This is a genomic window from Arachidicoccus terrestris, from assembly GCF_020042345.1.
GTDB classification, from domain to species: Bacteria; Bacteroidota; Bacteroidia; order Chitinophagales; family Chitinophagaceae; genus Arachidicoccus; species Arachidicoccus terrestris.
In genome coordinates this window covers 1,231,010-1,251,438 of sequence record NZ_CP083387.1, presented here as the reverse complement: position 1 = coordinate 1,251,438, position 20,429 = coordinate 1,231,010, and the positions used below count along the sequence as shown (strand labels likewise).

Below are 20,429 nucleotides of genomic sequence, written 5' to 3'. Positions count from 1 at the left end.
TTGATAATCAATCAATTATTAGCTGCTTATTAATGCCGTATAGGCAGTTAGCGTTGCAAAAGACGGTGAAAAAGCGTAAGGAATAAACCTTACAGTACTTTTTCTACCTGAACATAGCTCAGTTCCACTGGTGTAGAACGGCCAAATATCTTAACTGTCACCTTTAACTTCTTCTTCTCGTCATTGATCTCTTCGATGACACCATTAAAGTCATTAAATGGTCCTTCAATGATTTTAATAGTCTCCCCAACAATAAATGGCTCATTGATGATTTCACCCTGATCATTCATTTCGTCTACTTTACCAAGCATTTTATTGACCTCGGAACGACGCAGAGAGATGATATTTCCTTTGCTGCCCTTGCCGTCTGTTAAGAAATGCATGATATTGGTGATGCCGCTGATATGTTGAACAATATCATCGGTTAACTTCCCTTTTGCCACCTCAATCATCACATAACCAGGATAATAGTTCTTTTCGCGCATTACTTTCTTACCCTTTTGTACATACCAGATCTTTTCCATGGGTAAGAAAACCTGCTTGATAATATCAGACCATTCATTACGAATAATGTCCTTGTCCAGATATTCTTTGATTTTCTTTTCTTTTCCGCTCACCACCCGCAATACGTACCATTTGGTGTTCTCTTCCTGAGACTCCTCGCCGGCAGCGTTATTTTGCGGATTTACATTTTCTTCGGTTACCATGGCTGTTATTTCCTTAAGGGTGAATATTACTTGAAGAGAGAATAGATGAATTTGAGCACGGAACTGCTAGCGGTGTCCATTAGCCATACAACGGCAGTAATTAAAACTGTGGATACCAATACAATAGCAGTAGATTGCTGCAACTCTGACCAGGTAGGCCAGGTCACCTTATGCATTAACTCTTCGTAAGATTCCTTTAAATAGGAGGATACTTTACTCATTCTAAGTGATAATAATGAAATGCAATTATATGAAAATAATTTGAACTGGTCGTGAAAACTTCACCACTTGGTTCAAATTAATCTCAATTTTTGCACGGGCACTAGGATTCGAACCCAGATCAAAGGTTTTGGAGACCCGTATGCTACCGTTGCACCATGCCCGTAGAAACAATTAGCTAATTAGCGTGTGCCAATTAGCTAATTGGTTTTTATATTGTGTCTATACTAAAGAACTAGTTAGAAACGACTTATTTGATGATTTCAGTAACCTGACCTGCACCAACTGTACGTCCACCTTCACGGATAGCGAATTTCAATCCTTTTTCCATTGCGATAGGCATGATCAGTTTAACAGTAAGGCTTACGTTATCACCTGGCATAACCATTTCAGTTCCTTCAGGAAGGCTAACTTCACCAGTAACGTCAGTCGTACGGAAATAGAACTGAGGACGGTATTTAGTAAAGAAAGGCGTGTGACGTCCACCTTCTTCTTTGCTCAGTACATAAACTTCGCATTTGAATTCAGTGTGCGGAGTGATGGATTTTGGTTTACAAATTACCATACCGCGACGGATATCTTTCTTTTCAATACCACGAAGCAGGATACCGGCGTTGTCACCAGCCTGACCTTCGTCCAGAATTTTCTTAAACATTTCAACACCGGTACAAGTAGACTGTAAAGGCGTTTCAACCAGACCAACGATTTCAACTGGCTCACCAACTTTGATGATACCACGCTCGATACGTCCAGTGGCAACAGTACCACGACCAGTGATAGTGAATACGTCCTCAACAGACATCAGGAACGGCAGATCTACCGGACGAGGAGGCAGAGGAATATATTCATCAACTGCGGCCATTAATTCATTGATAGCTGCAACCCATTTTTCTTCACCAGCCAGGGCACCAGTAGCGGAACCTTTGATGATAGGCGTGTTGTCACCATCAAATCCATAAGAGCTTAATAATTCACGGATTTCCATTTCAACCAGGTCTAACAATTCAGGATCGTCAACCAGGTCAACTTTATTCATGAAAACGACGATTCTTGGTACACCTACCTGACGAGCTAACAGGATGTGCTCTTTAGTTTGAGGCATAGGACCGTCGGTAGAAGCCACAACCAGGATAGCGCCGTCCATCTGGGCAGCACCAGTAATCATGTTTTTTACGTAGTCAGCGTGGCCCGGACAGTCAACGTGTGCGTAGTGACGCGTTGTCGTCTGATACTCAACGTGAGCGGTGTTGATAGTGATACCGCGCTCTTTTTCTTCAGGAGCTCCGTCGATATCGTCATAGTTTCTTACCTGAGCCAGACCCTGTTGAGACAGGATAGTTGTGATGGCTGCTGTTAAAGTGGTTTTACCGTGGTCAACGTGACCAATGGTACCAATGTTTACGTGGGGTTTCTCCCTCTTAAAGGTCTCTTTTGACATTTTAAATCGGTTTTTTGTTGTGGTTTTACAATGCAACGGTCCACAGTCGCATGACCACAGACCAGATTTTATAAAAAAGTTTAAATTTCGTGCAAATGTATATTAATATTTGCTATTAAACATACAATAATAGCATAAAATCTTCTATCCTATTATAGTAGAGCTGTTGATGAGAATTGAACTCACGACCTCTTCCTTACCAAGGAAGTGCTCTACCCCTGAGCTACAACAGCTTTTTGATAATTGGAAAGTTATTGAGCCATGAGGGCCAATTCCCTGACTTTTCTTAGTGATTGTCTTTGAGGATATGGCTTTTTGAACTCTTTTGAGCGGAAGACGAGGGTCGAACCCGCAACCTATAGCTTGGAAGGCTATCGCTCTACCAATTGAGCTACTTCCGCTTTTAAAATAATAAGCCCTTAAACACAAGGAGTGGGCAGGAGTGGATTCGAACCACTGAAGTCGAAAGACAGCGGATTTACAGTCCGCCCCATTTGGCCGCTCTGGAACCTGCCCTGTTGAATAATTTTCTTGTTTAAAGACTCATTATTTCTGAATAAAATGAGCCGCTTGCCGGAGTCGAACCAGCGACCTACTGATTACAAATCAGTTGCTCTACCAACTGAGCTAAAGCGGCTTGTGAAAGATCTAGTCCCGTATTTTGGGATTGCAAAGTTAAGATAATCTTTTACTTTTCAAAATTTTTATATTGTTTTTTTACGGCAGGTTTCAACTTTTTATCAGAAGGCCCGATCTGTCTGTATTTCAAGGCAGAACCAAAGTCTAAAAAAACGGTGCAGGGCTTGTTTTAATGTTCAGATTAAGGGAGGAATTGCGCAAAAAATAAGGGTCGCATTTGCGGCCCTTACCTGTAATGTATCATATATGCTGCGTCATTGATTAGAAGCAGTCTTATGCGACGGCTAATTTCTCCTTATGCCTTTTTACCTGATTGGCCATGGAGTCCAGGGCTATGTCAAAGGATTCTTCGAAGGATTTAGAGCAGGTCTTTACAAAAAATTTATGTTTGGGAACATGCACGTTAATTTCAGCAATCTTGTCCTTAATGTTGTGTACAACATTATCCAGCTTCAAAAAGACATCTACCTTGATGATTTTGTCGTGAAAAGTCTGTAGTTTTTCGACTTTCTTGGTCACATAATCTGTAAGCTTCGCATCAGCGACAAAATGCACGGTTTGAATGTTTACGTTCATAGCATATGCGTTTAACTGTGATTAAATAAACCGGGAAATACGGTGGGTAATTTTGTCTTCAAATTGCCTCCAATTTCCCCGTTTTTATTCTACAGTTAAGGTACGCTATTAATCCGGTTTTGCCTGCGTGGCGGTCGACTTTTTATCAAATAATTACCTTTTAATTTTGCGGGTTAAACTAACCCTCCTGACCATAGGTTTCGACCCACTTCAGCATGCCTCCATCCAGGTTCAGGACCTTGCCAAATCCAGCCTGCCCCAGCATCATGGTAGCCAGTCCGCTACGTTTTCCGCTACGGCAATAAACGATAATTTCTTCGTCTTTCCAGTCTTCCAGTTCGTCAAGCTCGAACATTTGAATACGCCCAAGAGGAATATGTCTGCCACCGATATTAAATTCGGCCCTTTCACTGTCTTCTCTGACATCAAGTAAATTGACTGGCTGACCCTTGTCGAGCCTTTCTTTCAAAGTTGTTACGGATATCTGTTCCATATATTAAGTAGGGTTTTAGCGTTCAGTTGTTTTTAAGTAGAAAGACTTTGCTGTTTTCCCTCGCAAAGTCCTTCAGTTATAATATTATTTTGAAAACTACATCAATGTTGCTGACTGGGCACCGCCGGAGGGGTACTTGCTCCAGTCGGGGCAGCACCAGGAACCGGAGGTTTGCTACTAACCCAGACATCGATGGTCCCGCCGATTTTCATTCTGACATGGCCTGTCTGACCTTGTTCATTAATAATTGTAGACGCTGGATCCTGCTTATAGATAAAGGCACTATCAGAGTGAACGACATCTATATCCGGTGTCACGGCGCCAATTGTGCAGTTCATTGAACTAATATAGTCTCTGGCTTCACTGAGCTGCATGCCAATAATGTCCGGTACGCTCATCATCTGACTACCGGAACCATCGCCGATTACCAAGTCGATGGTCGTGCCCATCGGGATTCTGGTACCGGCGACGATTTCGCTGTCGCCCAGCATTTGCTTCACGACAGCATCTTTAACCAGATTAGCCGTGTAAGAATGCTTTCCTAAATGGAGCCCAAAGCTTTTAAGGAGTAACGAGGCGCTATTTAGTGAATAGCCTACCAGATTAGGCATTTGAATGGTCGGCGGCACCGCTCTGTTAATGGTGAGGTAAATGATGTGATCTTCCTTCACTGCAGCTGAACCGGCAGGCGTCTGTGAAACGATACTTAACGGAGCCAGGGTATCAAAAAATACGGTATCCAGTACGACCGGTTGTAGTCCCATAGCACTGATCTTTGCCATGGCCGCCGAGGAAGGCATTCCCGTGACGTCCGGCACTTTTATCGACTGTCCGTGCCTGGTGATACTTTTAAGAGAGGAAAAGAATATAAAAAGGATCAGCAACGTCAGTGCGATGATGATTACCAAATTCAAAAGGATGGACTTTATATTTTTTGATGTATCCACGTGTACAATTTTACGTTTTATTTTCTATTTCGCCAATAATAATTCTGTATAGAAATCCTTGAGTGTCCACCCCTTTGCAGCCACTTGTTTAGGAATTAGGCTTTCCCTGGTCTGCCCCGGAATCGTATTGACCTCCAGCAAATAAGGCCGCCCTTCTGTTTGATGATAGATGAAATCTATACGAACAATTCCATTACATCTCAGTGCTTTATATACCTTTTTTCCTGCCTCTGCGACCAGGTCAGCCATCTCTGCAGTCGCCTCTGCAGGCGTGATTTCTCCTGTTTCACCATTGTATTTAGCTTCAAAATCAAAGAGTTCACGGCCTTTTTTGAGAACAATCTCGGTCATGGGAAGACTAATAATCGTGCCAGTTGCGTCCCGCATGATGCCAATGGTAAATTCTCTGCCCGGTATAAAAGTCTCAATAAGTACCTGATCACTGACCTGAAAGGCTTTATCCAGTGCCTTTTGAATATCAGCTGCGTTAGGTTCATTTACTTTAGACATCGCGATACTGGAACCCTGGTCATTTGGCTTCACAAAGACAGGGAAACTTAATGTCAATATTTGTTGCATGTCCACCGGCTGTTCTTTTAAAGCCAGATATGAACTGGCTACTGGAACACCTGCCGCCGCAGCGACCAGGACCGTGTGGTATTTATTCATTGTCAATGCCGCTACGGCGCTGGAGCAGCCTGTATAGGGCAGGCCGATCAGTTCAAAATACGCAGGAAGACGACCATCTTCTCCCGGGCTGCCGTGGATACATAAAAAAGCTTTATCAAATGTGCGTTTCTTTTCATTGACCCGGATAGAGAAGTCTGATTTATCAACCGCTTGCTGGTCACCATTTTTATCCGTATAAAACCACCCGTCTGGGCGTATGTCGATCGTATATACGTCAAAAAGTGTCGGATCAAGGTTGTCAGCTACATTTTCTGCGCTTTGATAGCTGATGACGGATTCACCTGTAAATCCGCCTGTAACCAAGGCAATATTTTTTTTCAACTCTAGGATATTAATATTTTAATTTATGGGTACCCTGGCGGCCTGCCGGCGTTTATCACCCCCATTGTCAGGGCAAAATAAATACAAAAATCCAATGCAACAATGGATTGTAGTCCCGAAAGTAAAAAACCTTAATTACCTTGCACTAAATTATTGACGATATGCGTATTATTTCATATAACCTTAACGGAATCAGGGCCGCCATCAAAAAGGGATTTTTGGAGTGGCTGGCTACAGACCCTGCAGACATTATCTGCATTCAGGAAACAAAAGCCCAGCAAACGGACGTCGATGTGACAGAGATTGAAAAGCTGGGTTACCATGTGTATTGGTTCGCCGCACAGAAAAAGGGCTACAGCGGGGTGGCTGTGTTTACAAAACTGGAGCCCCGGGAAGTCTTTTATGGTAGCGGCATAGAACAAAGTGACTTTGAAGGGCGCAGTATACGCCTGGATTTTGAGGATTTTACCTTGGTGAATGCTTATTTCCCATCGGGCACGACGGGAGATATCAGGCAAACCTATAAATATCAGTGGCTCGATGAACTCCTGGACTATCTGAATGAACTGCGGAAGATCCGGCCGCATCTGATTGTTACAGGTGACTATAACATATGCCACCGGGAAATAGATATCCACGATCCGAAAGGCAATAAGAAGTCTTCCGGATTCTTGCCCGAAGAAAGGGCCTGGATGGACAAGTTCTTTGAAAACGGGTTTATCGATAGCTTCAGGCACGTCCATCCGGAAAGAACCGGTGCATACAGCTGGTGGAGCCAGCGCTTCCCTTCGGTCAGACTCAATAACAAGGGGTGGCGTATTGATTATATAAGCGTGACCCGCGGTCTGCACGAAAGAATCGTAACAGCCGAGATCTATCCGGATGTCAAGCACAGTGATCACTGCCCGATTTACCTTGAAATTGGCGACCTGTTGTCCAAATAGAGCAATCTCCATAGCTTGCAATTATTTATGTCAATACCCCATATGTTTATATACAATATTACCATTAAAGTTGACCCTGAAATCCATCAGCAGTGGCTGGCCTGGATCAATAAGGAGCATATTCCCTTTATTTTGAATACCGGTAAATTCTCCCGGCATCAATTACTCCGGTTAAGAGAAGTAGATGATAGCGACGGGCCGACTTATGCCTTGCAGTTTTTCGCGGATAGCAAGGCTGATTATAATGCTTTTAAGGCCTTGCACGAGGGGGCTGTAAACCAGGCTGCGAAAGGTGCCTGGGGGGCTAAAATGCTCAGTTTTTCGACCTTAATGGAGATTGTGCATTAAATGTGAACAATTAAAAAGAAATTTTGTAGATTTTAAAAGAATTGTATATTGCTGAGTGCCTTATTATTAGTCGGTTTCAGGGATTTTATCCTCTGAAACTATTGCAAATAAAGGGTTTTGGTGCTTTGCTACGTATTTTTGCCTCCCTTTGATTTGGCCGATTTTTCCAAAACCTTTGTCAGGTGGGCGGTTGGGCGGGAAAGATAAATGGGAAAAAGTCAAAAAAATATTTTGTTATATGAGAAAAGCTAATAAATTTGTTTCTGTTATTAACTCAAAAAATATAAAACTATGAACAAAGCTGAATTAGTAGCTAAAATCGCAGCAGATGCCGATATTACTAAAACACAGGCAAACGCAGCATTGGATTCTTTTACGACTACTGTACAGAAGACATTAAAATCCGGTGACAAAGTAACCTTAGTAGGATTCGGTACTTTCTCTGTGACTAAACGTGCAGCTCGCACAGGACGTAACCCTCAGACAGGGGCTCCTTTAAAAATCAAAGCTAAAAAAGTAGCTCGTTTTAAAGCGGGTAAAGAACTGTCTGCAAAAATCTAAGGATATTTTGACGGCCCTGCCGTGAAAACAGAAAGCTTAAAAAAGCGAATCCGAAAAGAGGCTGCGTTATATTGTTTACATCGGTAGATAGTATTGCGCAGCCTCTTTGTTGTAGGTCAATTGGGGATACTGCCCGGCTTTAAGTCTGCACAAATCCCTTTTTATCGACCATAAAACAGAAATTTTCATCATTTTTAACGGCCACTTGCAAAATTTTACGCATTTTTGCACCAGTTAAAAACATTTAAACCTAAAAAAATGGGAAGAGGCGATAAAAAAACAAAGAAAGGTAAGATTTTCTTGGGCTCTTATGGTAAGGCACGTCCTGCCAGACCTGCACAGGCAAAGAAACTAGCCGAAAAGAAAGCGTAAACCGACCTGCGCTGATTGAACGCATATCAAAGCAACATTTCTCAAAAGATCTGTTGCTTTTTTTTTAATTTCACTTGTCATTAAACAATCATTAAACAAATTGGCTTCATGAAAAAAATGCTAAGTATAGCGGCATGCCTTATGGTGAGTATCAGCCTGAGCTTTGCCGCCAAAGTGGATACCGTCCTGATTCACAGTGCATCCATGAATAAGGATATTCGTTGTGTGGTCGTTTTACCCGATTCTTACACGAACACTGCCCAGACTTATCCCGTGCTGTATCTGCTACATGGTTACAGCGGGAACTACGCCAATTGGGTCAAGAATGCGCCTGATTTTCTTAAATGCGTAGATAGTTTCGGCATTATTGGTATTTGTCCGGATGGTCATTATAACAGCTGGTATTTTGACAGCCCTATTGATAGTTCTGTTAAGTATGAAACCTTTGTCAGTAAAGAGGTACCGGCATATGTAGACAGTCATTACCGTACAAAGAAAGATCGCCGATTCAGGGCGCTGGGAGGACTTAGTATGGGAGGACATGGTGCGCTCTATTTAGGTATTTTGCATAAGGACTTTTTTGGGGCTGCGGTCTCTATGAGCGGAGGAGTGGATTTTACACCTTTTCCCAAAAACTGGGATATCGCAAAAGTTCTTGGCCCTTATGATCAGAATAAGGAACGCTGGCAACGTCATACTGCACAGTACCTGGCGGGGACACTTAAAAACGGGGATCTGGCAATCAGCTTTGAATGTGGGACCGGCGATTTTTTTCTGGGTGTAAACCGGGCGTTGCACCTAAAACTAACCAATCTGAAAATAGATCATGATTATGCCGAAAGGCCAGGCCAGCATAATTGGGCCTACTGGAATAATGCGATCAATTACCAGATGCTGTTCCTGCACCGTTTTTTTGTAAAAAATGGCCAGGAACCTAACTCCTGATTGTCTTAACGCTAAACTTTCTTTGACTCGGACGCTAATGAGTCGATGAAGAACTGAACAGCCAGGGTATATCCTTCCAGCCCCAGTCCGGCAATCGTGCCACGGCATTTAGCCGAAACATGGGAGAGCTGCCGGAAAGTTTCCCGGCCATGGATATTGCTGATGTGTACTTCAATGACCGGTGTTGTAATAGAGGCAATACAATCTCCCAGTGCCACAGAAGTGTGGGTGTATCCCCCCGGGTTGATCAGTATGCCATCGTAATTAAATCCTATCCGCTGCAGTTCATTGATCAATTCTCCTTCCACATTGGACTGGTAATAGTGAAACTGAATGTCAGGATATCTGGTTTGTAAGGTTTTATAATAGGCCTCAAAACTGGTATCTCCGTATATGGTTGGTTCACGAGTGCCCAACAGGTTTAAATTGGGGCCATTGATAATCGCAATTTGCATAACTGATTTTTCTGCTTGAAAATTTATGGTGAAATTAATCAAAATATTGACGGTAACCGAACTTTACATGCAAATACCTGCTTTATAGAAAATGCTTGAAAACTGATCGCCGGATTTACTACCTGCCTATAAATGCTCTACATGATCAAATCCGGCAAACTGCACCTCTCGAAAAAACTGTTCTAAAAAACCAAGCATATACTGATGTCGCTGCTCTGCCAGCTGTTTTCCGGTATCTGTATGCATCAGGTTTTTCAATTTGAGTAGCTTCTCATAGAAATGATTAATGGTAGGGGCGGTACTGGCCTTATAGGCCTCCTTGGTTTGGTAGGCGACAGGAGGGATAGTGGGATCAAATAATTTTCTGTTTTTAAAACCGCCGTAATTAAAAGCTCTTGCGATACCGATGGCACCGATAGCATCCAGTCTGTCAGCATCTCTGACCACAGCCAGTTCAGGCGTATAAAATTCCGTCATCTTTCCGCCCTTATAGGATATATGGCGGACAATTTTTTCTACGTGCTCTATAATGTCGTTTGGCGTTTTTACAGAAATAAGAAAATTCCGGGCGGTGACAGGTCCGATTTCTTCATCACCGTCATGAAATTTACTGTCTGCTATATCATGTAGTAAGGCACCTAATAACACGATTTCTCTGTCACAATTTTCCGACGTCGCGATTTTGTCTGCATTTACGACCACACGTTGGATATGTTGCCAGTCGTGACCGCCCTCGGCGTCTTCCAGGGCAGACTGGGCGTAAGCGGCGGTCTTTTGGACTAAGGGGGAGTACTTAATAATCTTATTGAATTCCATAGCATCAAAAATAGGAATCTTTGAACAAAAAAAGCCCGATCAATAGTCTCGATCGGGCTTGTGTGTAATTGTATTTTTTTGCCTAGGCAGTCGCAGCCTGGAAAGATTTCATAGCGCCTATAAAGTCGTCAAACAAATACCGGCTATCATGTGGGCCAGGTGTCGCTTCCGGATGATACTGTACGCTAAATACAGGCCTTCCTACCATTCTGAACCCTTCAATAGATCCATCGTTTAAATTAATATGAGTGACCTCCAGTGCTTTGTTTTCCTTAATCTTCTCTGCATCAACAGCAAAACCGTGGTTTTGAGTGCTGATCTCACTTAATCCGGTAATTGTATTTTTCACCGGATGATTCAATCCTCTGTGGCCTGCATGCATTTTGTAGGTGGGGACGTTATTAGCCAGTGCTAATAACTGATGCCCCATACAAATGCCAAATACGGGCATTTGTTCCTCCAGAATGGCTTTTACGATTTCAACTGCATATTCTGTGGCTGCCGGGTCACCAGGGCCGTTAGACAGGAAATAGCCGGTAGGATTAAATTCTTTCAGCCTTGTCAGAGAGGTATGAGCCGGATGTACTTTTACAAATGCACCTCTGTCTGTCAGGTTCTTGAGGATGTTCTTTTTAATGCCAAAGTCTAATACCGCGACTCTCAACGGAGATGCGGGATCGCCCAGTTCATATTCTTCTTTTGTCGTTACTTCTGAAGTCAGGTCCAGGCCCTCCATGTCAGGGACAGCCGCCAACTGCTTTTTCAATTCCTCAATATTGTCATTATCAGAGGAAATCAGGCAGTTCATGGCGCCTTTACTGCGGATATGAGCAACCAGCGCCCGGGTGTCGATATCTGCAATCGATATGATATTATTTAATAGCAGGTAGTCTTCCAGGGATTTGTCTGCCTGGTAACGGGAATAATTGGATTCCAGATTACGGCCGATCAGCCCTTTAATCTTTACGGTATCACTTTCTACATCCTCAGCTTTGGTACCATAATTGCCAATATGTACATTATTCATGATCAGGATCTGACCATAATAGCTTGGATCAGTAAAAACTTCCTGATAACCAGTCATACCTGTATTAAAACAGATTTCGCCGGTTGTAGTACCAATTTTACCAAAAGCTTTTCCATGAAAAATCGTTCCGTCAGCTAATAATAATAGAGCGGGTTGAGAAGTTGAAGACATGCTTATAAATTTCGTTTTGCAAAAAAACATCATTTTGATGACTTATCCTGCAATTTATAGCCAAAATCCATCTAAAGGACCGATAAAAAATGCCGGACGCGTGATTTTCAGCGTCCGGCATTTGCAAACAAACACTCGTTTCCTCTCTGTTCTATTTCACTGTCCCATCAATGACCAATAGGACCGGGCGGTTATAGCCTGCAAACTTTACAGTTACCATTTTTTTAAACGCGCCATTCGCTTCAGCGTTAAAGGTAACTGCAATGGTACCGGACTTACCGGGAAGTACCGGTTGCTTAGGGTAGGTAGGTGTCGTACAACCACAGGATGCAACAGCCGTTTCAATGATCAGGGGTTTATTGCCAGTATTGTCAAAGGTGAATTTAGTCGTAGCCGGTTTTCCCTGAGGGATATCTCCAAAGTGATGTTTCAATTCATTAAATTTGGCTTCTTTTACAGCCGTTTGTTTAGTGGTATCTTGTGCCATACAAAATGTAATACCCACCATTAGTATCAATGCCAGCGACAACAGTTTTTTCATTTTTCTTGTTTTTATATGAATGTTTTTTATAAATCGTTGATTACAAATATAATGTACAAATACCTGTCATTAGATTAAACCTGGCTCTCAAGGTTTAATGAACCCTATTGGAAGCGGTTAATTATTCTTGACTATACCTTTGCCACGGAATCTTAGAATCTTGACAAATTGTCCTGCCGGTGCCTGGAACAGTATACTCAGCGTTTTATTAAAGGAGCCGTCCGCATGGCCGTTAAAACCCACTTTCATTGTTATCGTGTCACCGGGAGCATATACCCCCTTCGTATATTCCGGGGTGGTGCAGCCGCAACTGACCACTATATTGGTCAGCCTGACCGTGTCCTTGCTGATATTGACCATTTTTACCGGATATTCCACGGCCTGGCCATAGGTAATGTCTCCAAAATCATGATCAGCATCGTCAATTTTAATATACTTATAACCGTCGATAGGCGGTGCATGTTTAACCTGTTGGGCTGAAACAGAGATCACTGCTGCGCAAAGCAAAGCCAATAAACCTGCGTATCTTTTCATTAGAGTTGATTTCGTTAAGTATTTCCAAAAGTAGGGGTTGTCTTTCAACTGAAAAAATAGCCCTTAAAATTTAAATGGATATTTAACTTTGCATCCATGAAAACCTCTCTTGTCTTATTTCACCAAGATGCATTGGAAAAATTTCCCTATCTGCATTACATATATAATGCCATTATTGATGCGTATAGCTCTAAGGGTGTTTTTAAGAGGGCCTCTTTTCAAGAGGCCAGTTTTCAGAAAATAGCGGCAGATGCCGGTGATGTCGCGCTGTTTTTAGTTGAGATTCCCATGGGTGCCAGCCTTAAAAAAAAACTATGGGAAAAAATCAATTATCCAGCACTGGTTAAACAGCTTCGACCGGAAAATATTTTTTATCTAGGAGAGCATTTACCGATCCTAAAGGATGCAAAAGGGGCTAAGCAATGGAGTTTCGTGCCGGATATCAGACGCGTGACGCTATCAGGGGAATCGAAGCCTGCGATCATCAAAAAGCAGCAAAAATTATCAGAAGCATTGTTGCTGGCGGATAAGATTGTCAGCTACAGTTCTGTAGCGATAGAATCTATTAAGACACACTTGCCGGCAGCGGCTTCAAGATTGGTTACCTGGTTGCCTGTACCTGCGTCGCAGTATCTGAGTCCTTCTTTATACACCGATGCATTAACGGATGCCTTTAAGGAGGCTAATACCAATGACGATTCCTATTTCCTGATGGATGCCAGAGCGAGCGCTGAGCTGGAAGTGATCGAATTTCTAAAAGCGTTTTCCCATTTTAAGAAATGGCAGCGCAGCTCCATGCAGCTGGGACTTTTAATCGCGCCTTCCCTGCATCAAAATGAAGGGTTTATAGAAAAGTTTGAGGCTTATTTTTACAGGAAAGAAGTACATTTATTATCTGCACTGGACACAAAAACTTTATACTCCTGGATTCATGCTGCCTATGCGGTGGTAACTCCTTATATGGCAGATCAAGGACTGGATATACAATTGGCTACAGCCAGTCTGGAGACGCTGATTGTCGCCCCTGAAACTTCAACCTCAGCAGCATTGTTGCCCAAGGCAAGATACGATCTGGCTGCAACGGATAAAGCGTCATTGGGACAGGTTTTAATTTCCAGTTATAAATCGGAAATCCTGCGTTCACGCCATATCCGGGCCGGCCTGGAGGCTGCGCAACGGTGGGAGGCATATGAGGCTCCAAATTTTGATATTTGAAGAAAACCTGGAGAAATTTTATAGAACCGGCCATTATTTCTGTTCCAGATTTCTTTTTCTATAGGCCAGGAGCCAGGCTGTTACCCGGTCGTAGGTGTCAAGCCCCTGTGGCTGCTTGTTGGCTTTCAGGAACAGACCATAAATTTTCGTCGTCAGTTTACCAATAGGATTTTCATGGGCAGTAAAAAATGCCTGCAAGTGTTTCAGATCCTCTTTAACCAGGGTGTCAAGTTGTTTATAATTACTTCTTGCCATATTAGAATCCCGATACCAGAGCTCACTATTGGCGTAACGGAAGAGCTCCAGGTGGGTGGAATACTGAAATAGCGGATCTGTGCTGGCAGTGGCTGCCAGAAAACCAACGAAGTTGGCCTCGTCCTCAGTGGCGTAGCCCAGCTGATGCGCCATCTCATGGCAGGCCACATAAGGGAGTAAGATGCCCGGCAACGCCGTATTTACCTGCGCTTCTCCGGTAAAAGGATTATAATAGCCCGTATATTGCAGATAGCTGCCTAATGTATTATAAACAGGTACTTTGATGCTTCGGTGCCTATAGGCCAGAAAAGGATATTTTCTTTGAATGTGACGATAGGACGCGACCGCTTGATTAAATAATGTTTTATGGTTGGGCAATTCTATCGGACTGCCTAACTGACGCCGGTCATGATTGGTTTTTTGAAGCAGGGTGGTAGTCAGATTCTGCAGTTCTTGTGTGGTATAATTCTGTGTTACGGTAAGCTTCAGCTGATGTGCAATGCCTTGCCGGCTGTAATTGAGCCCCCATAGAAGGTAGAACAAAGCGTATAAAACACCGCAGACGTATAGAGTGGTATAAAGAGATTTAAATCCGTAGGCCCTCGTCCACCTTTTTTTTAGGATTGTTCTGATAAAACGAATGAGGCGCCAGAGTATAAATATTCCAAGCAGGGTATAAAGAATATCTCCCAGGCTAAAGGGAAGCCAGCCAAAACTGATTCTAAGTCCGGCAGCTATCAGGGGATAGATACCCAGCGCATAATAATTTTCAATGACGCCGGGAAATCTGGAAAGGACTGACAGCAGGACACAAAAGATCAATAGCAATATCAGGCATTTCCCTGATCTGGTTTTAAAATACGAGGTCTTCTTTTTGTTGGATATGCGACGGTTCATACAGAGCGCAAATTAATGTATTTGGTGCATTTTTGCGGCTGATAAATTAAACAGAAAAATCGAGTTATTGACGACAATCCGCCAAAATTGGATAATAAAAAGCCACGAATAGTGGCTATCTTCGCCCCATCGGAAAAGAATTGAAAATTATGTGTATATGACGGCTGAACAGCAAAGGTTAATCGCAAATGCCAAGACCGCTATCCCATTGGAAAAATGGGGCCCTTATCTGGCAGAGAGGCAATGGGGGACAGTAAGAGAGGATTATAGCGAAAACGGAGATGCCTGGAATTATTTTCCTTTTTCCCATGCCGCCAGCAGGGCTTACAGGTGGGGAGAGGACGGTATTGCAGGAATTTCTGATATGTTCCAGAACTTATGCTTTGCCATTGGCTTATGGAATGGCGTGGATGGGATCCTAAAAGAAAGACTCTTCGGTGTTGGTAACTATGAAGGGAATCATGGAGAAGATGTGAAGGAACTTTATTATTACCTTGACAATATACCATCGCATTACTATATGCGGTATTTGTATAAATATCCACAGTTGCCATTTCCTTATGATCAGTTACTGGAAGAAAATAGAAAACGTACAGCGCTTGATGAGGAATACGAGCTATTGGATACGGGCGTGTTTCAGGACAATAATTATTTCGATGTTGATGTAACGTATGCCAAGTATGACAAGACGGATATCGGTATTCGGATAACGGTCACGAACCGGTCAAAAAATCAGGCATCTTTAACTGTTTTGCCTACGCTTTGGTTTTATAACCGGTGGCAGAGTGAACCGGATAGTATAAAACCTTCTATCACAGAAGAAGAGCCTGGCCATGTCAGGGCGTCGCATGAAAGGCTGGGAAATTACTATCTGTATTATCCAAAGACGGATGAAAGATATTTTACAGATAATGAAACGAATTTTGAGAAGCTTTTTGGCAAACCGAATATCGCAGCTTTTACCAAAGATGCGATACAGGAAGCGGTGATCTATGGGACACATAAAAAGGAACTTTCAGAACAAATCAGTGGGACAAAGTTCTCTCCTGTATATCACTTGGATATGGCACCGGGAGAAGTACGGACGCTTTATTTGAGACTTTCAAATCGTGAGATAAAAGACCCTTTTGATGAAGGTGCGACTTATATATTTCAGTTACGGAAGCATGAAGCGGACGCGTTTTATCACGCTGTCTTGCCTAAGGATTTGTCTGGTGATGCCCTTAATATTCAACGGCAGGCTTTCGCAGGTTTGTTGTGGAATAAACAATATTATCATTATGATATCGAAAAATGGATCCAGTTTGGAGACGGGATTGTAGCGAATAACGAAGTCCGGGCCAGGGGCAGGAACTGGGATTGGCAACATATAAAAAATCAGGACATTATATTAATGCCGGATAAGTGGGAGTATCCCTGGTATGCTGCCTGGGACCTGGCTTTTCAATGTATTGCCCTGGCCAGGATCGATGTTGTCTTCGCCAAGCACCAGCTATCGCTGATCATGCGGGAATGGTATATGAAGCCGGATGGCCAGTTGCCGGCTTATGAGTGGAGTTTCAGTGATGTGAATCCGCCATTGCAGGCGTGGTCGGCCCTGGAGATCTATCAGATCGAAAAGAAGCAAAAAGGGAGCGGACCGGGAGACATTGTCTTTTTGAAAAAGGTGTTTCATAAACTGCTGATCAATTTTACCTGGTGGATCAACAGGAAGGATCCCAACGGTAAAAATATCTTTCAGGGCGGATTTCTCGGACTGGATAATATAGGTGCTTTTAATCGCAACATGCCGCTGCACAGTGAACTAAAACTGGAACAGGCCGACGGCACGAGCTGGATGGGAATGTATGCGCTGAATATGATGGATATCGCCCTGGAAATTGCGCTCTATGATCCTTCTTTTGAAGATACGGCCACTAAATTCTTTGAACATTTTGTGTTGATTGCCGAATCGCTCAATGAACTGGGCATGTGGAACGAAGAGGATCATTTCTATTATGATGTGCTGGTGTCCAAGAGCGGAGACCCGCTGCATTTAAGAATTCAGAGTATTGTAGGACTTACGACTTTATTTGCGGCATCCATTATTCGTAAACCGGCGCTCAAGAACCTGAAAGATTTTACCAAAAGGATATCCTGGTTCGAGAATTATAGAAAAGAAAATGGCAAGTTCTGGCCTAATGAAGAAAAGCAGGGCAGTGATAAAATTTTAATTTCTTTGATACCCAAAGAAAGGCTGGTGTTCCTTTTGGAACGCGTCCTCAGCGAAACAGAATTTCTCAGTGATGGCGGGATCAGAGGCCTTTCAAAATATCATAAAGATCATCCCTATGAAGTAACGATGGATGGCATACTTTACCGGATTCAGTATGATCCGGGAGATGCTACGTCGGATTTTTTCGGCGGCAACAGTAATTGGCGCGGCCCCATCTGGATCCCGATCAATTATTTGCTTATCCGCAGTATTCTCCAGTATGGCCGGTTCTATCAGGACAGCTTGAAAGTAGAGTACCCGACAGGATCCGGGAATCTCCTGAATTTGCTGGATGTTGCCACTGAGCTGACCAAAAGAGTGATCAGTTTATTCTTGAAAGACGAGAAAGGGAGAAGAAGGCTTAACGGGAAACAATATGATTGGTTTTATGATCGTCCGGAAAATAATGATCTGGTGCTCTTTTACGAATATTTTAATGGCGATACAGGAAGGGGACTTGGCGCCAGCCATCAAACAGGCTGGACAGCTCTTGTAGCAGAACTGATTAGCGAAATTCATAAAAAAATGCCAGCAGAAGAACGATAGTATATTTGTCGCTACTGGCATCACCCTGTCAAAGAGGTAAGATTTATTCGTCTTTCAAGCTCTTAACGGGATTAGTGATGGCACTCTGTCTGGTCTGTATGTAGACCGTCAGAAAAGCCAGCAGTATGACCATGATATCCGGAATGATAAACAATTGCCAGGACAGCGGGATCCTATATAGCATGGTTTGTAAAAATTTACTGGCTGCCAGGATGGTAACGGGTGTGGCGATCACCATTGCGATCACAACCAGTTTAAGATAGTCTGTGGTTAACAGCTGAATAATACTTCGTACGGAGGCGCCATATACTTTACGGATGCCGATTTCCTTTTTGCGGCGCTCTGATGCAAGAACAGACAGACCGAACAGCCCCATGAAAGATATCAGAATAGTGATCAGCCCCCCAAACAGTAAGATCTGACGCCATTTGGCGATATCGCTGTATTGCATTTTGTTAGATTGCTGGACAAAACCGTAACTAAAGGGACTTAGAGGAAAAGATTGGCCATAGGCCTGTTTTATGTAATCCATTGTACTGTTGATATGATCTGGCTTGATTTTTATATAAAAGGCGCTTAAATCATTAATTGATGTCCATTGAAACATCTGTGGGTCAATAGGGTCGTTCAAAGAACCGTAATGGTAATTTTTTACGACGCCGATGACCTGCACCTGTCTGTTGGAGTCTGTATTAAATGTAATCGTCTGCCCCACCGGATCAACCCACCCAGCTTCTTTTACAAACGCTTCGTTAATAATGACTTTATCGACAGAATCGGTAGGGGAGGACAAGGAGAAATTGCGGCCTCGCATAACAGGAACTTGTATGACTGCGAAAAAGTTCTGTGTGATCCTGTCGTTCCTGTATTTGATGACTTTGTCAGCGCCTACTTTGCAAATGCTGTAATGATTACCGTCATTTCTAGCACCAACAGCCATTATCCCCGCATTGTTTTTAAGTAGACTTTTGAAGTGTCGCCCCTGATTACCGCTACCCTGGTAATAGACCGCTACCAGGTTATTGTCATTATAACCCAGATCGGCACGCGTTAGAAAATTAAACTGTTGATAAAGTACAAAAGTGAGTACAACAAGAAAACAGGCCAGTACAAATTGCACAACAACAAGTGATTTTTGCAGATAATTTTTTCCCTGTAGCTGAAACCGGTTGTAAAGGGTTTTCGTCGGCTCGAATCGGGCAAGTACTATGGCGGGATAAAATCCTGCGATAAAGCTGGTAATTGCAAACAGCACAAAAAGCTCACAGATCAGTTTTCGATCCAACAAATAAGAAAGGGATAATGATTTATTCGCGAGTGTATTGAAAAGTGGCAAAAGGAGCTCTGTAAATATCAGTGCCAAAATAAAGGCGATCAGGCAGAGCAGCGCGGATTCGCCCATAAACTGGTGGTTGAGCTGCTTTTTGCTGCTGCCGACGACTTTACGGATCCCGATCTCCTTCGCTCTTTTGATGGATCTGGCAACGGTCAGATTGATGAAGTTGATGCACGCGATCAACAGGATGAAAAGTGCGATGCAAGACAATATATAGGAATATAGTGGGCTACTGGTTTGTGTAATACCGTTGCCCGAACTGACCCCTTTATCCAGGTGCATCGTTTTTAACGGTTGAAGATCATATTGGGTTGACGATATATCACTTTCAGGTAAACCATATTTTTTCAGTAAGGTATGCAAGACAGGAGCAGCATCTTTTTCAAAAAATAATTGCATTTTTTTGACAACCTGGCCCACGTTGGCATGCTCATCCAACAACACAAAGGTATTGAGATAGGAGTCGAACCAGTTTTCTTTATTGGTTTGGTCTGCAGCAGATGTTTTTAGCGGTATTAATGCGTTAAAGCGAAAAGAAGAATTCTTTGGACAATTTTGTGCTACGGCCGTTACCGTATAAGGTCTGAAGAAGGTATCGCTTTTCAATAACAAGGTCTTACCAATGATATCTGTGGAACCAAATTGCCGGATCGCTTCGTCTTTTGATAAAACAATGGAATAGGGCTCTTTAAGGCAGCTGGCTGTATTTCCTGCGATTAATGGAAAACTGAACACAGAAAAGAAGTTACTGTCGGTTTTAAAAAGCGTAAATGACTGTACTTCACTTCCGTTTTTAACTTCGGTGTCGTCCTCAAAATAGCGGACAAATGCTTTTATGCCTGGTATATGCTGCGAAAATGCAGGGCCTTCCATTAGTCCGGTAATACTGCTCTTTTGGTTCTCTCCCTTGGATATGTCATCTGTTACGACCCGGAAGATATGTTGCCCTTTTTTATGGAATTTATCAAAGCTTAGTTCATCTTTTACAAACAGCAGGATCAGCATACTGCAGGTCAGACCTACGCTGAGTCCGATGATATTGATAAAGGAGAAGACTTTCGAACGTTTGAGGTGTCTCCATGCAGTTTTTAAATAATGTTTCCACATATATAGATGTGATTTTTATCAGCCGTCTGATGTTATCGCATTCAGGATCTTACAGAGCAGCCAGCAGCGAGTTGG

21 protein-coding genes and 5 tRNA genes are annotated in these 20,429 nt (G+C 42.9%); 7 read left to right on the top strand and 19 right to left on the bottom strand.

Annotation, left to right across the window (positions count from 1 at the left end; all coding sequences use genetic code 11):
• Positions 1-89: 89 nt before the first annotated feature.
• From nusG to K9M52_RS04955, 12 genes are all read right to left on the bottom strand, one after another.
• Positions 90-707 (bottom strand): transcription termination/antitermination protein NusG, encoded by a 618-nt coding sequence (nusG, locus tag K9M52_RS05010; RefSeq protein ID WP_224070962.1) that lies wholly within the window; start codon positions 705-707, stop codon positions 90-92.
• Positions 708-733: 26 nt separating this feature from the next.
• Positions 734-928, bottom strand: a complete 195-nt coding sequence (gene secE, locus K9M52_RS05005; protein ID WP_224070961.1) for a preprotein translocase subunit SecE — start codon at positions 926-928, stop codon at positions 734-736.
• Between the two features lie 93 nt (positions 929-1,021).
• Positions 1,022-1,092 (bottom strand) — tRNA-Trp (locus K9M52_RS05000).
• 84 nt (positions 1,093-1,176) lie between these two features.
• Positions 1,177-2,364, bottom strand: coding sequence for an elongation factor Tu (tuf, locus tag K9M52_RS04995; protein WP_224070960.1), 1,188 nt, complete (start codon positions 2,362-2,364; stop codon positions 1,177-1,179).
• 161 nt (positions 2,365-2,525) lie between these two features.
• A tRNA-Thr gene (locus K9M52_RS04990) sits at positions 2,526-2,597 on the bottom strand.
• Between the two features lie 95 nt (positions 2,598-2,692).
• Positions 2,693-2,765: transfer RNA gene (locus tag K9M52_RS04985), tRNA-Gly, on the bottom strand.
• Positions 2,766-2,797: 32 nt separating this feature from the next.
• A tRNA-Tyr gene (locus tag K9M52_RS04980) sits at positions 2,798-2,880 on the bottom strand.
• 48 nt (positions 2,881-2,928) lie between these two features.
• Positions 2,929-3,001, bottom strand: a tRNA-Thr gene (locus K9M52_RS04975).
• 275 nt (positions 3,002-3,276) lie between these two features.
• Complete coding sequence (locus K9M52_RS04970) at positions 3,277-3,579, bottom strand: HPF/RaiA family ribosome-associated protein (RefSeq protein ID WP_224070959.1); 303 nt, start codon at positions 3,577-3,579, stop codon at positions 3,277-3,279.
• A gap of 178 nt (positions 3,580-3,757) precedes the next feature.
• Positions 3,758-4,072, bottom strand: coding sequence for a rhodanese-like domain-containing protein (locus tag K9M52_RS04965; RefSeq protein WP_224070958.1), 315 nt, complete (start codon positions 4,070-4,072; stop codon positions 3,758-3,760).
• A gap of 101 nt (positions 4,073-4,173) precedes the next feature.
• Entirely contained in the window at positions 4,174-5,019 is an 846-nt protein-coding gene (locus K9M52_RS04960; protein ID WP_224070957.1) for a PASTA domain-containing protein, read from the bottom strand.
• Between the two features lie 24 nt (positions 5,020-5,043).
• A complete protein-coding gene (locus K9M52_RS04955) occupies positions 5,044-6,030 on the bottom strand; it encodes a D-alanine--D-alanine ligase family protein (protein ID WP_224070956.1) in 987 nt (328 codons plus the stop codon).
• A gap of 161 nt (positions 6,031-6,191) precedes the next feature.
• Here K9M52_RS04955 and K9M52_RS04950 point away from each other — a divergent pair, with 161 nt between their 5' ends.
• The 5 genes from K9M52_RS04950 to K9M52_RS04930 all read left to right on the top strand — a co-directional run bounded on the left by K9M52_RS04950 (position 6,192) and on the right by K9M52_RS04930 (position 9,200).
• On the top strand, positions 6,192-6,974 hold the full coding sequence (locus K9M52_RS04950) for an exodeoxyribonuclease III (protein WP_224070955.1): 783 nt from the start codon (positions 6,192-6,194) through the stop codon (positions 6,972-6,974).
• A gap of 42 nt (positions 6,975-7,016) precedes the next feature.
• Positions 7,017-7,322, top strand: a complete 306-nt coding sequence (locus K9M52_RS04945; protein ID WP_224070954.1) for a DUF4286 family protein — start codon at positions 7,017-7,019, stop codon at positions 7,320-7,322.
• A 291-nt stretch (positions 7,323-7,613) separates the two neighbouring features.
• A complete protein-coding gene (locus tag K9M52_RS04940) occupies positions 7,614-7,883 on the top strand; it encodes an HU family DNA-binding protein (RefSeq protein WP_091401164.1) in 270 nt (89 codons plus the stop codon).
• A 258-nt stretch (positions 7,884-8,141) separates the two neighbouring features.
• Positions 8,142-8,255 carry a 30S ribosomal protein THX gene (locus tag K9M52_RS04935; RefSeq protein ID WP_224070953.1) on the top strand — a complete coding sequence of 38 codons (114 nt, stop codon included), beginning with the start codon at positions 8,142-8,144 and terminating at the stop codon, positions 8,253-8,255.
• 108 nt (positions 8,256-8,363) lie between these two features.
• Positions 8,364-9,200 (top strand): alpha/beta hydrolase, encoded by an 837-nt coding sequence (locus K9M52_RS04930; RefSeq protein ID WP_224070952.1) that lies wholly within the window; start codon positions 8,364-8,366, stop codon positions 9,198-9,200.
• Positions 9,201-9,211: 11 nt separating this feature from the next.
• Here K9M52_RS04930 and K9M52_RS04925 read toward each other — a convergent pair whose 3' ends face one another.
• The 5 genes from K9M52_RS04925 to K9M52_RS04905 all read right to left on the bottom strand — a co-directional run bounded on the left by K9M52_RS04925 (position 9,212) and on the right by K9M52_RS04905 (position 12,744).
• A complete protein-coding gene (locus tag K9M52_RS04925) occupies positions 9,212-9,655 on the bottom strand; it encodes a type II 3-dehydroquinate dehydratase (RefSeq protein ID WP_224070951.1) in 444 nt (147 codons plus the stop codon).
• Between the two features lie 126 nt (positions 9,656-9,781).
• Positions 9,782-10,471: an HD domain-containing protein gene (locus K9M52_RS04920; RefSeq protein WP_224070950.1), complete on the bottom strand. Its 690-nt coding sequence runs from the start codon at positions 10,469-10,471 to the stop codon at positions 9,782-9,784.
• 82 nt (positions 10,472-10,553) lie between these two features.
• The gene (carA, locus tag K9M52_RS04915) at positions 10,554-11,669 is read right to left on the bottom strand and encodes a glutamine-hydrolyzing carbamoyl-phosphate synthase small subunit (RefSeq protein ID WP_224070949.1); all 1,116 of its coding nucleotides are present in this window, start codon (positions 11,667-11,669) and stop codon (positions 10,554-10,556) included.
• Positions 11,670-11,820: 151 nt separating this feature from the next.
• A complete protein-coding gene (locus K9M52_RS04910) occupies positions 11,821-12,210 on the bottom strand; it encodes a DUF1573 domain-containing protein (protein WP_224070948.1) in 390 nt (129 codons plus the stop codon).
• Positions 12,211-12,327: 117 nt separating this feature from the next.
• The gene (locus K9M52_RS04905) at positions 12,328-12,744 is read right to left on the bottom strand and encodes a DUF1573 domain-containing protein (RefSeq protein WP_224070947.1); all 417 of its coding nucleotides are present in this window, start codon (positions 12,742-12,744) and stop codon (positions 12,328-12,330) included.
• Between the two features lie 96 nt (positions 12,745-12,840).
• Here K9M52_RS04905 and K9M52_RS04900 point away from each other — a divergent pair, with 96 nt between their 5' ends.
• Entirely contained in the window at positions 12,841-13,959 is a 1,119-nt protein-coding gene (locus K9M52_RS04900) for a hypothetical protein (RefSeq protein WP_224070946.1), read from the top strand.
• Between the two features lie 33 nt (positions 13,960-13,992).
• Here K9M52_RS04900 and K9M52_RS04895 read toward each other — a convergent pair whose 3' ends face one another.
• Complete coding sequence (locus tag K9M52_RS04895; protein ID WP_224070945.1) at positions 13,993-15,111, bottom strand: DUF3810 domain-containing protein; 1,119 nt, start codon at positions 15,109-15,111, stop codon at positions 13,993-13,995.
• A gap of 157 nt (positions 15,112-15,268) precedes the next feature.
• Here K9M52_RS04895 and K9M52_RS04890 point away from each other — a divergent pair, with 157 nt between their 5' ends.
• Positions 15,269-17,911: an MGH1-like glycoside hydrolase domain-containing protein gene (locus K9M52_RS04890; protein ID WP_224070944.1), complete on the top strand. Its 2,643-nt coding sequence runs from the start codon at positions 15,269-15,271 to the stop codon at positions 17,909-17,911.
• 43 nt (positions 17,912-17,954) lie between these two features.
• Here K9M52_RS04890 and K9M52_RS04885 read toward each other — a convergent pair whose 3' ends face one another.
• Complete coding sequence (locus K9M52_RS04885) at positions 17,955-20,354, bottom strand: ABC transporter permease (RefSeq protein ID WP_224070943.1); 2,400 nt, start codon at positions 20,352-20,354, stop codon at positions 17,955-17,957.
• Positions 20,355-20,429: the final 75 nt, after the last annotated feature.

Excerpts from the sequence above, each read along its gene's own strand:
- nusG (WP_224070962.1), bottom strand. The coding sequence starts at position 707 with ATGGTAACCGAAGAAAATGTAAATCCGCAAAATAACGCTGCCGGCGAG.
- secE (WP_224070961.1), bottom strand. The coding sequence starts at position 928 with ATGAGTAAAGTATCCTCCTATTTAAAGGAATCTTACGAAGAGTTAATG.
- tuf (WP_224070960.1), bottom strand. The coding sequence starts at position 2,364 with ATGTCAAAAGAGACCTTTAAGAGGGAGAAACCCCACGTAAACATTGGT.
- K9M52_RS04970 (WP_224070959.1), bottom strand. The coding sequence starts at position 3,579 with ATGAACGTAAACATTCAAACCGTGCATTTTGTCGCTGATGCGAAGCTT.
- K9M52_RS04965 (WP_224070958.1), bottom strand. The coding sequence starts at position 4,072 with ATGGAACAGATATCCGTAACAACTTTGAAAGAAAGGCTCGACAAGGGT.
- K9M52_RS04950 (WP_224070955.1), top strand. The coding sequence starts at position 6,192 with ATGCGTATTATTTCATATAACCTTAACGGAATCAGGGCCGCCATCAAA.
- K9M52_RS04945 (WP_224070954.1), top strand. The coding sequence starts at position 7,017 with ATGTTTATATACAATATTACCATTAAAGTTGACCCTGAAATCCATCAG.
- K9M52_RS04940 (WP_091401164.1), top strand. The coding sequence starts at position 7,614 with ATGAACAAAGCTGAATTAGTAGCTAAAATCGCAGCAGATGCCGATATT.
- K9M52_RS04935 (WP_224070953.1), top strand. The coding sequence starts at position 8,142 with ATGGGAAGAGGCGATAAAAAAACAAAGAAAGGTAAGATTTTCTTGGGC.
- K9M52_RS04930 (WP_224070952.1), top strand. The coding sequence starts at position 8,364 with ATGAAAAAAATGCTAAGTATAGCGGCATGCCTTATGGTGAGTATCAGC.
- K9M52_RS04925 (WP_224070951.1), bottom strand. The coding sequence starts at position 9,655 with ATGCAAATTGCGATTATCAATGGCCCCAATTTAAACCTGTTGGGCACT.
- K9M52_RS04920 (WP_224070950.1), bottom strand. The coding sequence starts at position 10,471 with ATGGAATTCAATAAGATTATTAAGTACTCCCCCTTAGTCCAAAAGACC.
- carA (WP_224070949.1), bottom strand. The coding sequence starts at position 11,669 with ATGTCTTCAACTTCTCAACCCGCTCTATTATTATTAGCTGACGGAACG.
- K9M52_RS04910 (WP_224070948.1), bottom strand. The coding sequence starts at position 12,210 with ATGAAAAAACTGTTGTCGCTGGCATTGATACTAATGGTGGGTATTACA.
- K9M52_RS04905 (WP_224070947.1), bottom strand. The coding sequence starts at position 12,744 with ATGAAAAGATACGCAGGTTTATTGGCTTTGCTTTGCGCAGCAGTGATC.
- K9M52_RS04900 (WP_224070946.1), top strand. The coding sequence starts at position 12,841 with ATGAAAACCTCTCTTGTCTTATTTCACCAAGATGCATTGGAAAAATTT.
- K9M52_RS04895 (WP_224070945.1), bottom strand. The coding sequence starts at position 15,111 with ATGAACCGTCGCATATCCAACAAAAAGAAGACCTCGTATTTTAAAACC.
- K9M52_RS04890 (WP_224070944.1), top strand. The coding sequence starts at position 15,269 with ATGACGGCTGAACAGCAAAGGTTAATCGCAAATGCCAAGACCGCTATC.
- K9M52_RS04885 (WP_224070943.1), bottom strand. The coding sequence starts at position 20,354 with ATGTGGAAACATTATTTAAAAACTGCATGGAGACACCTCAAACGTTCG.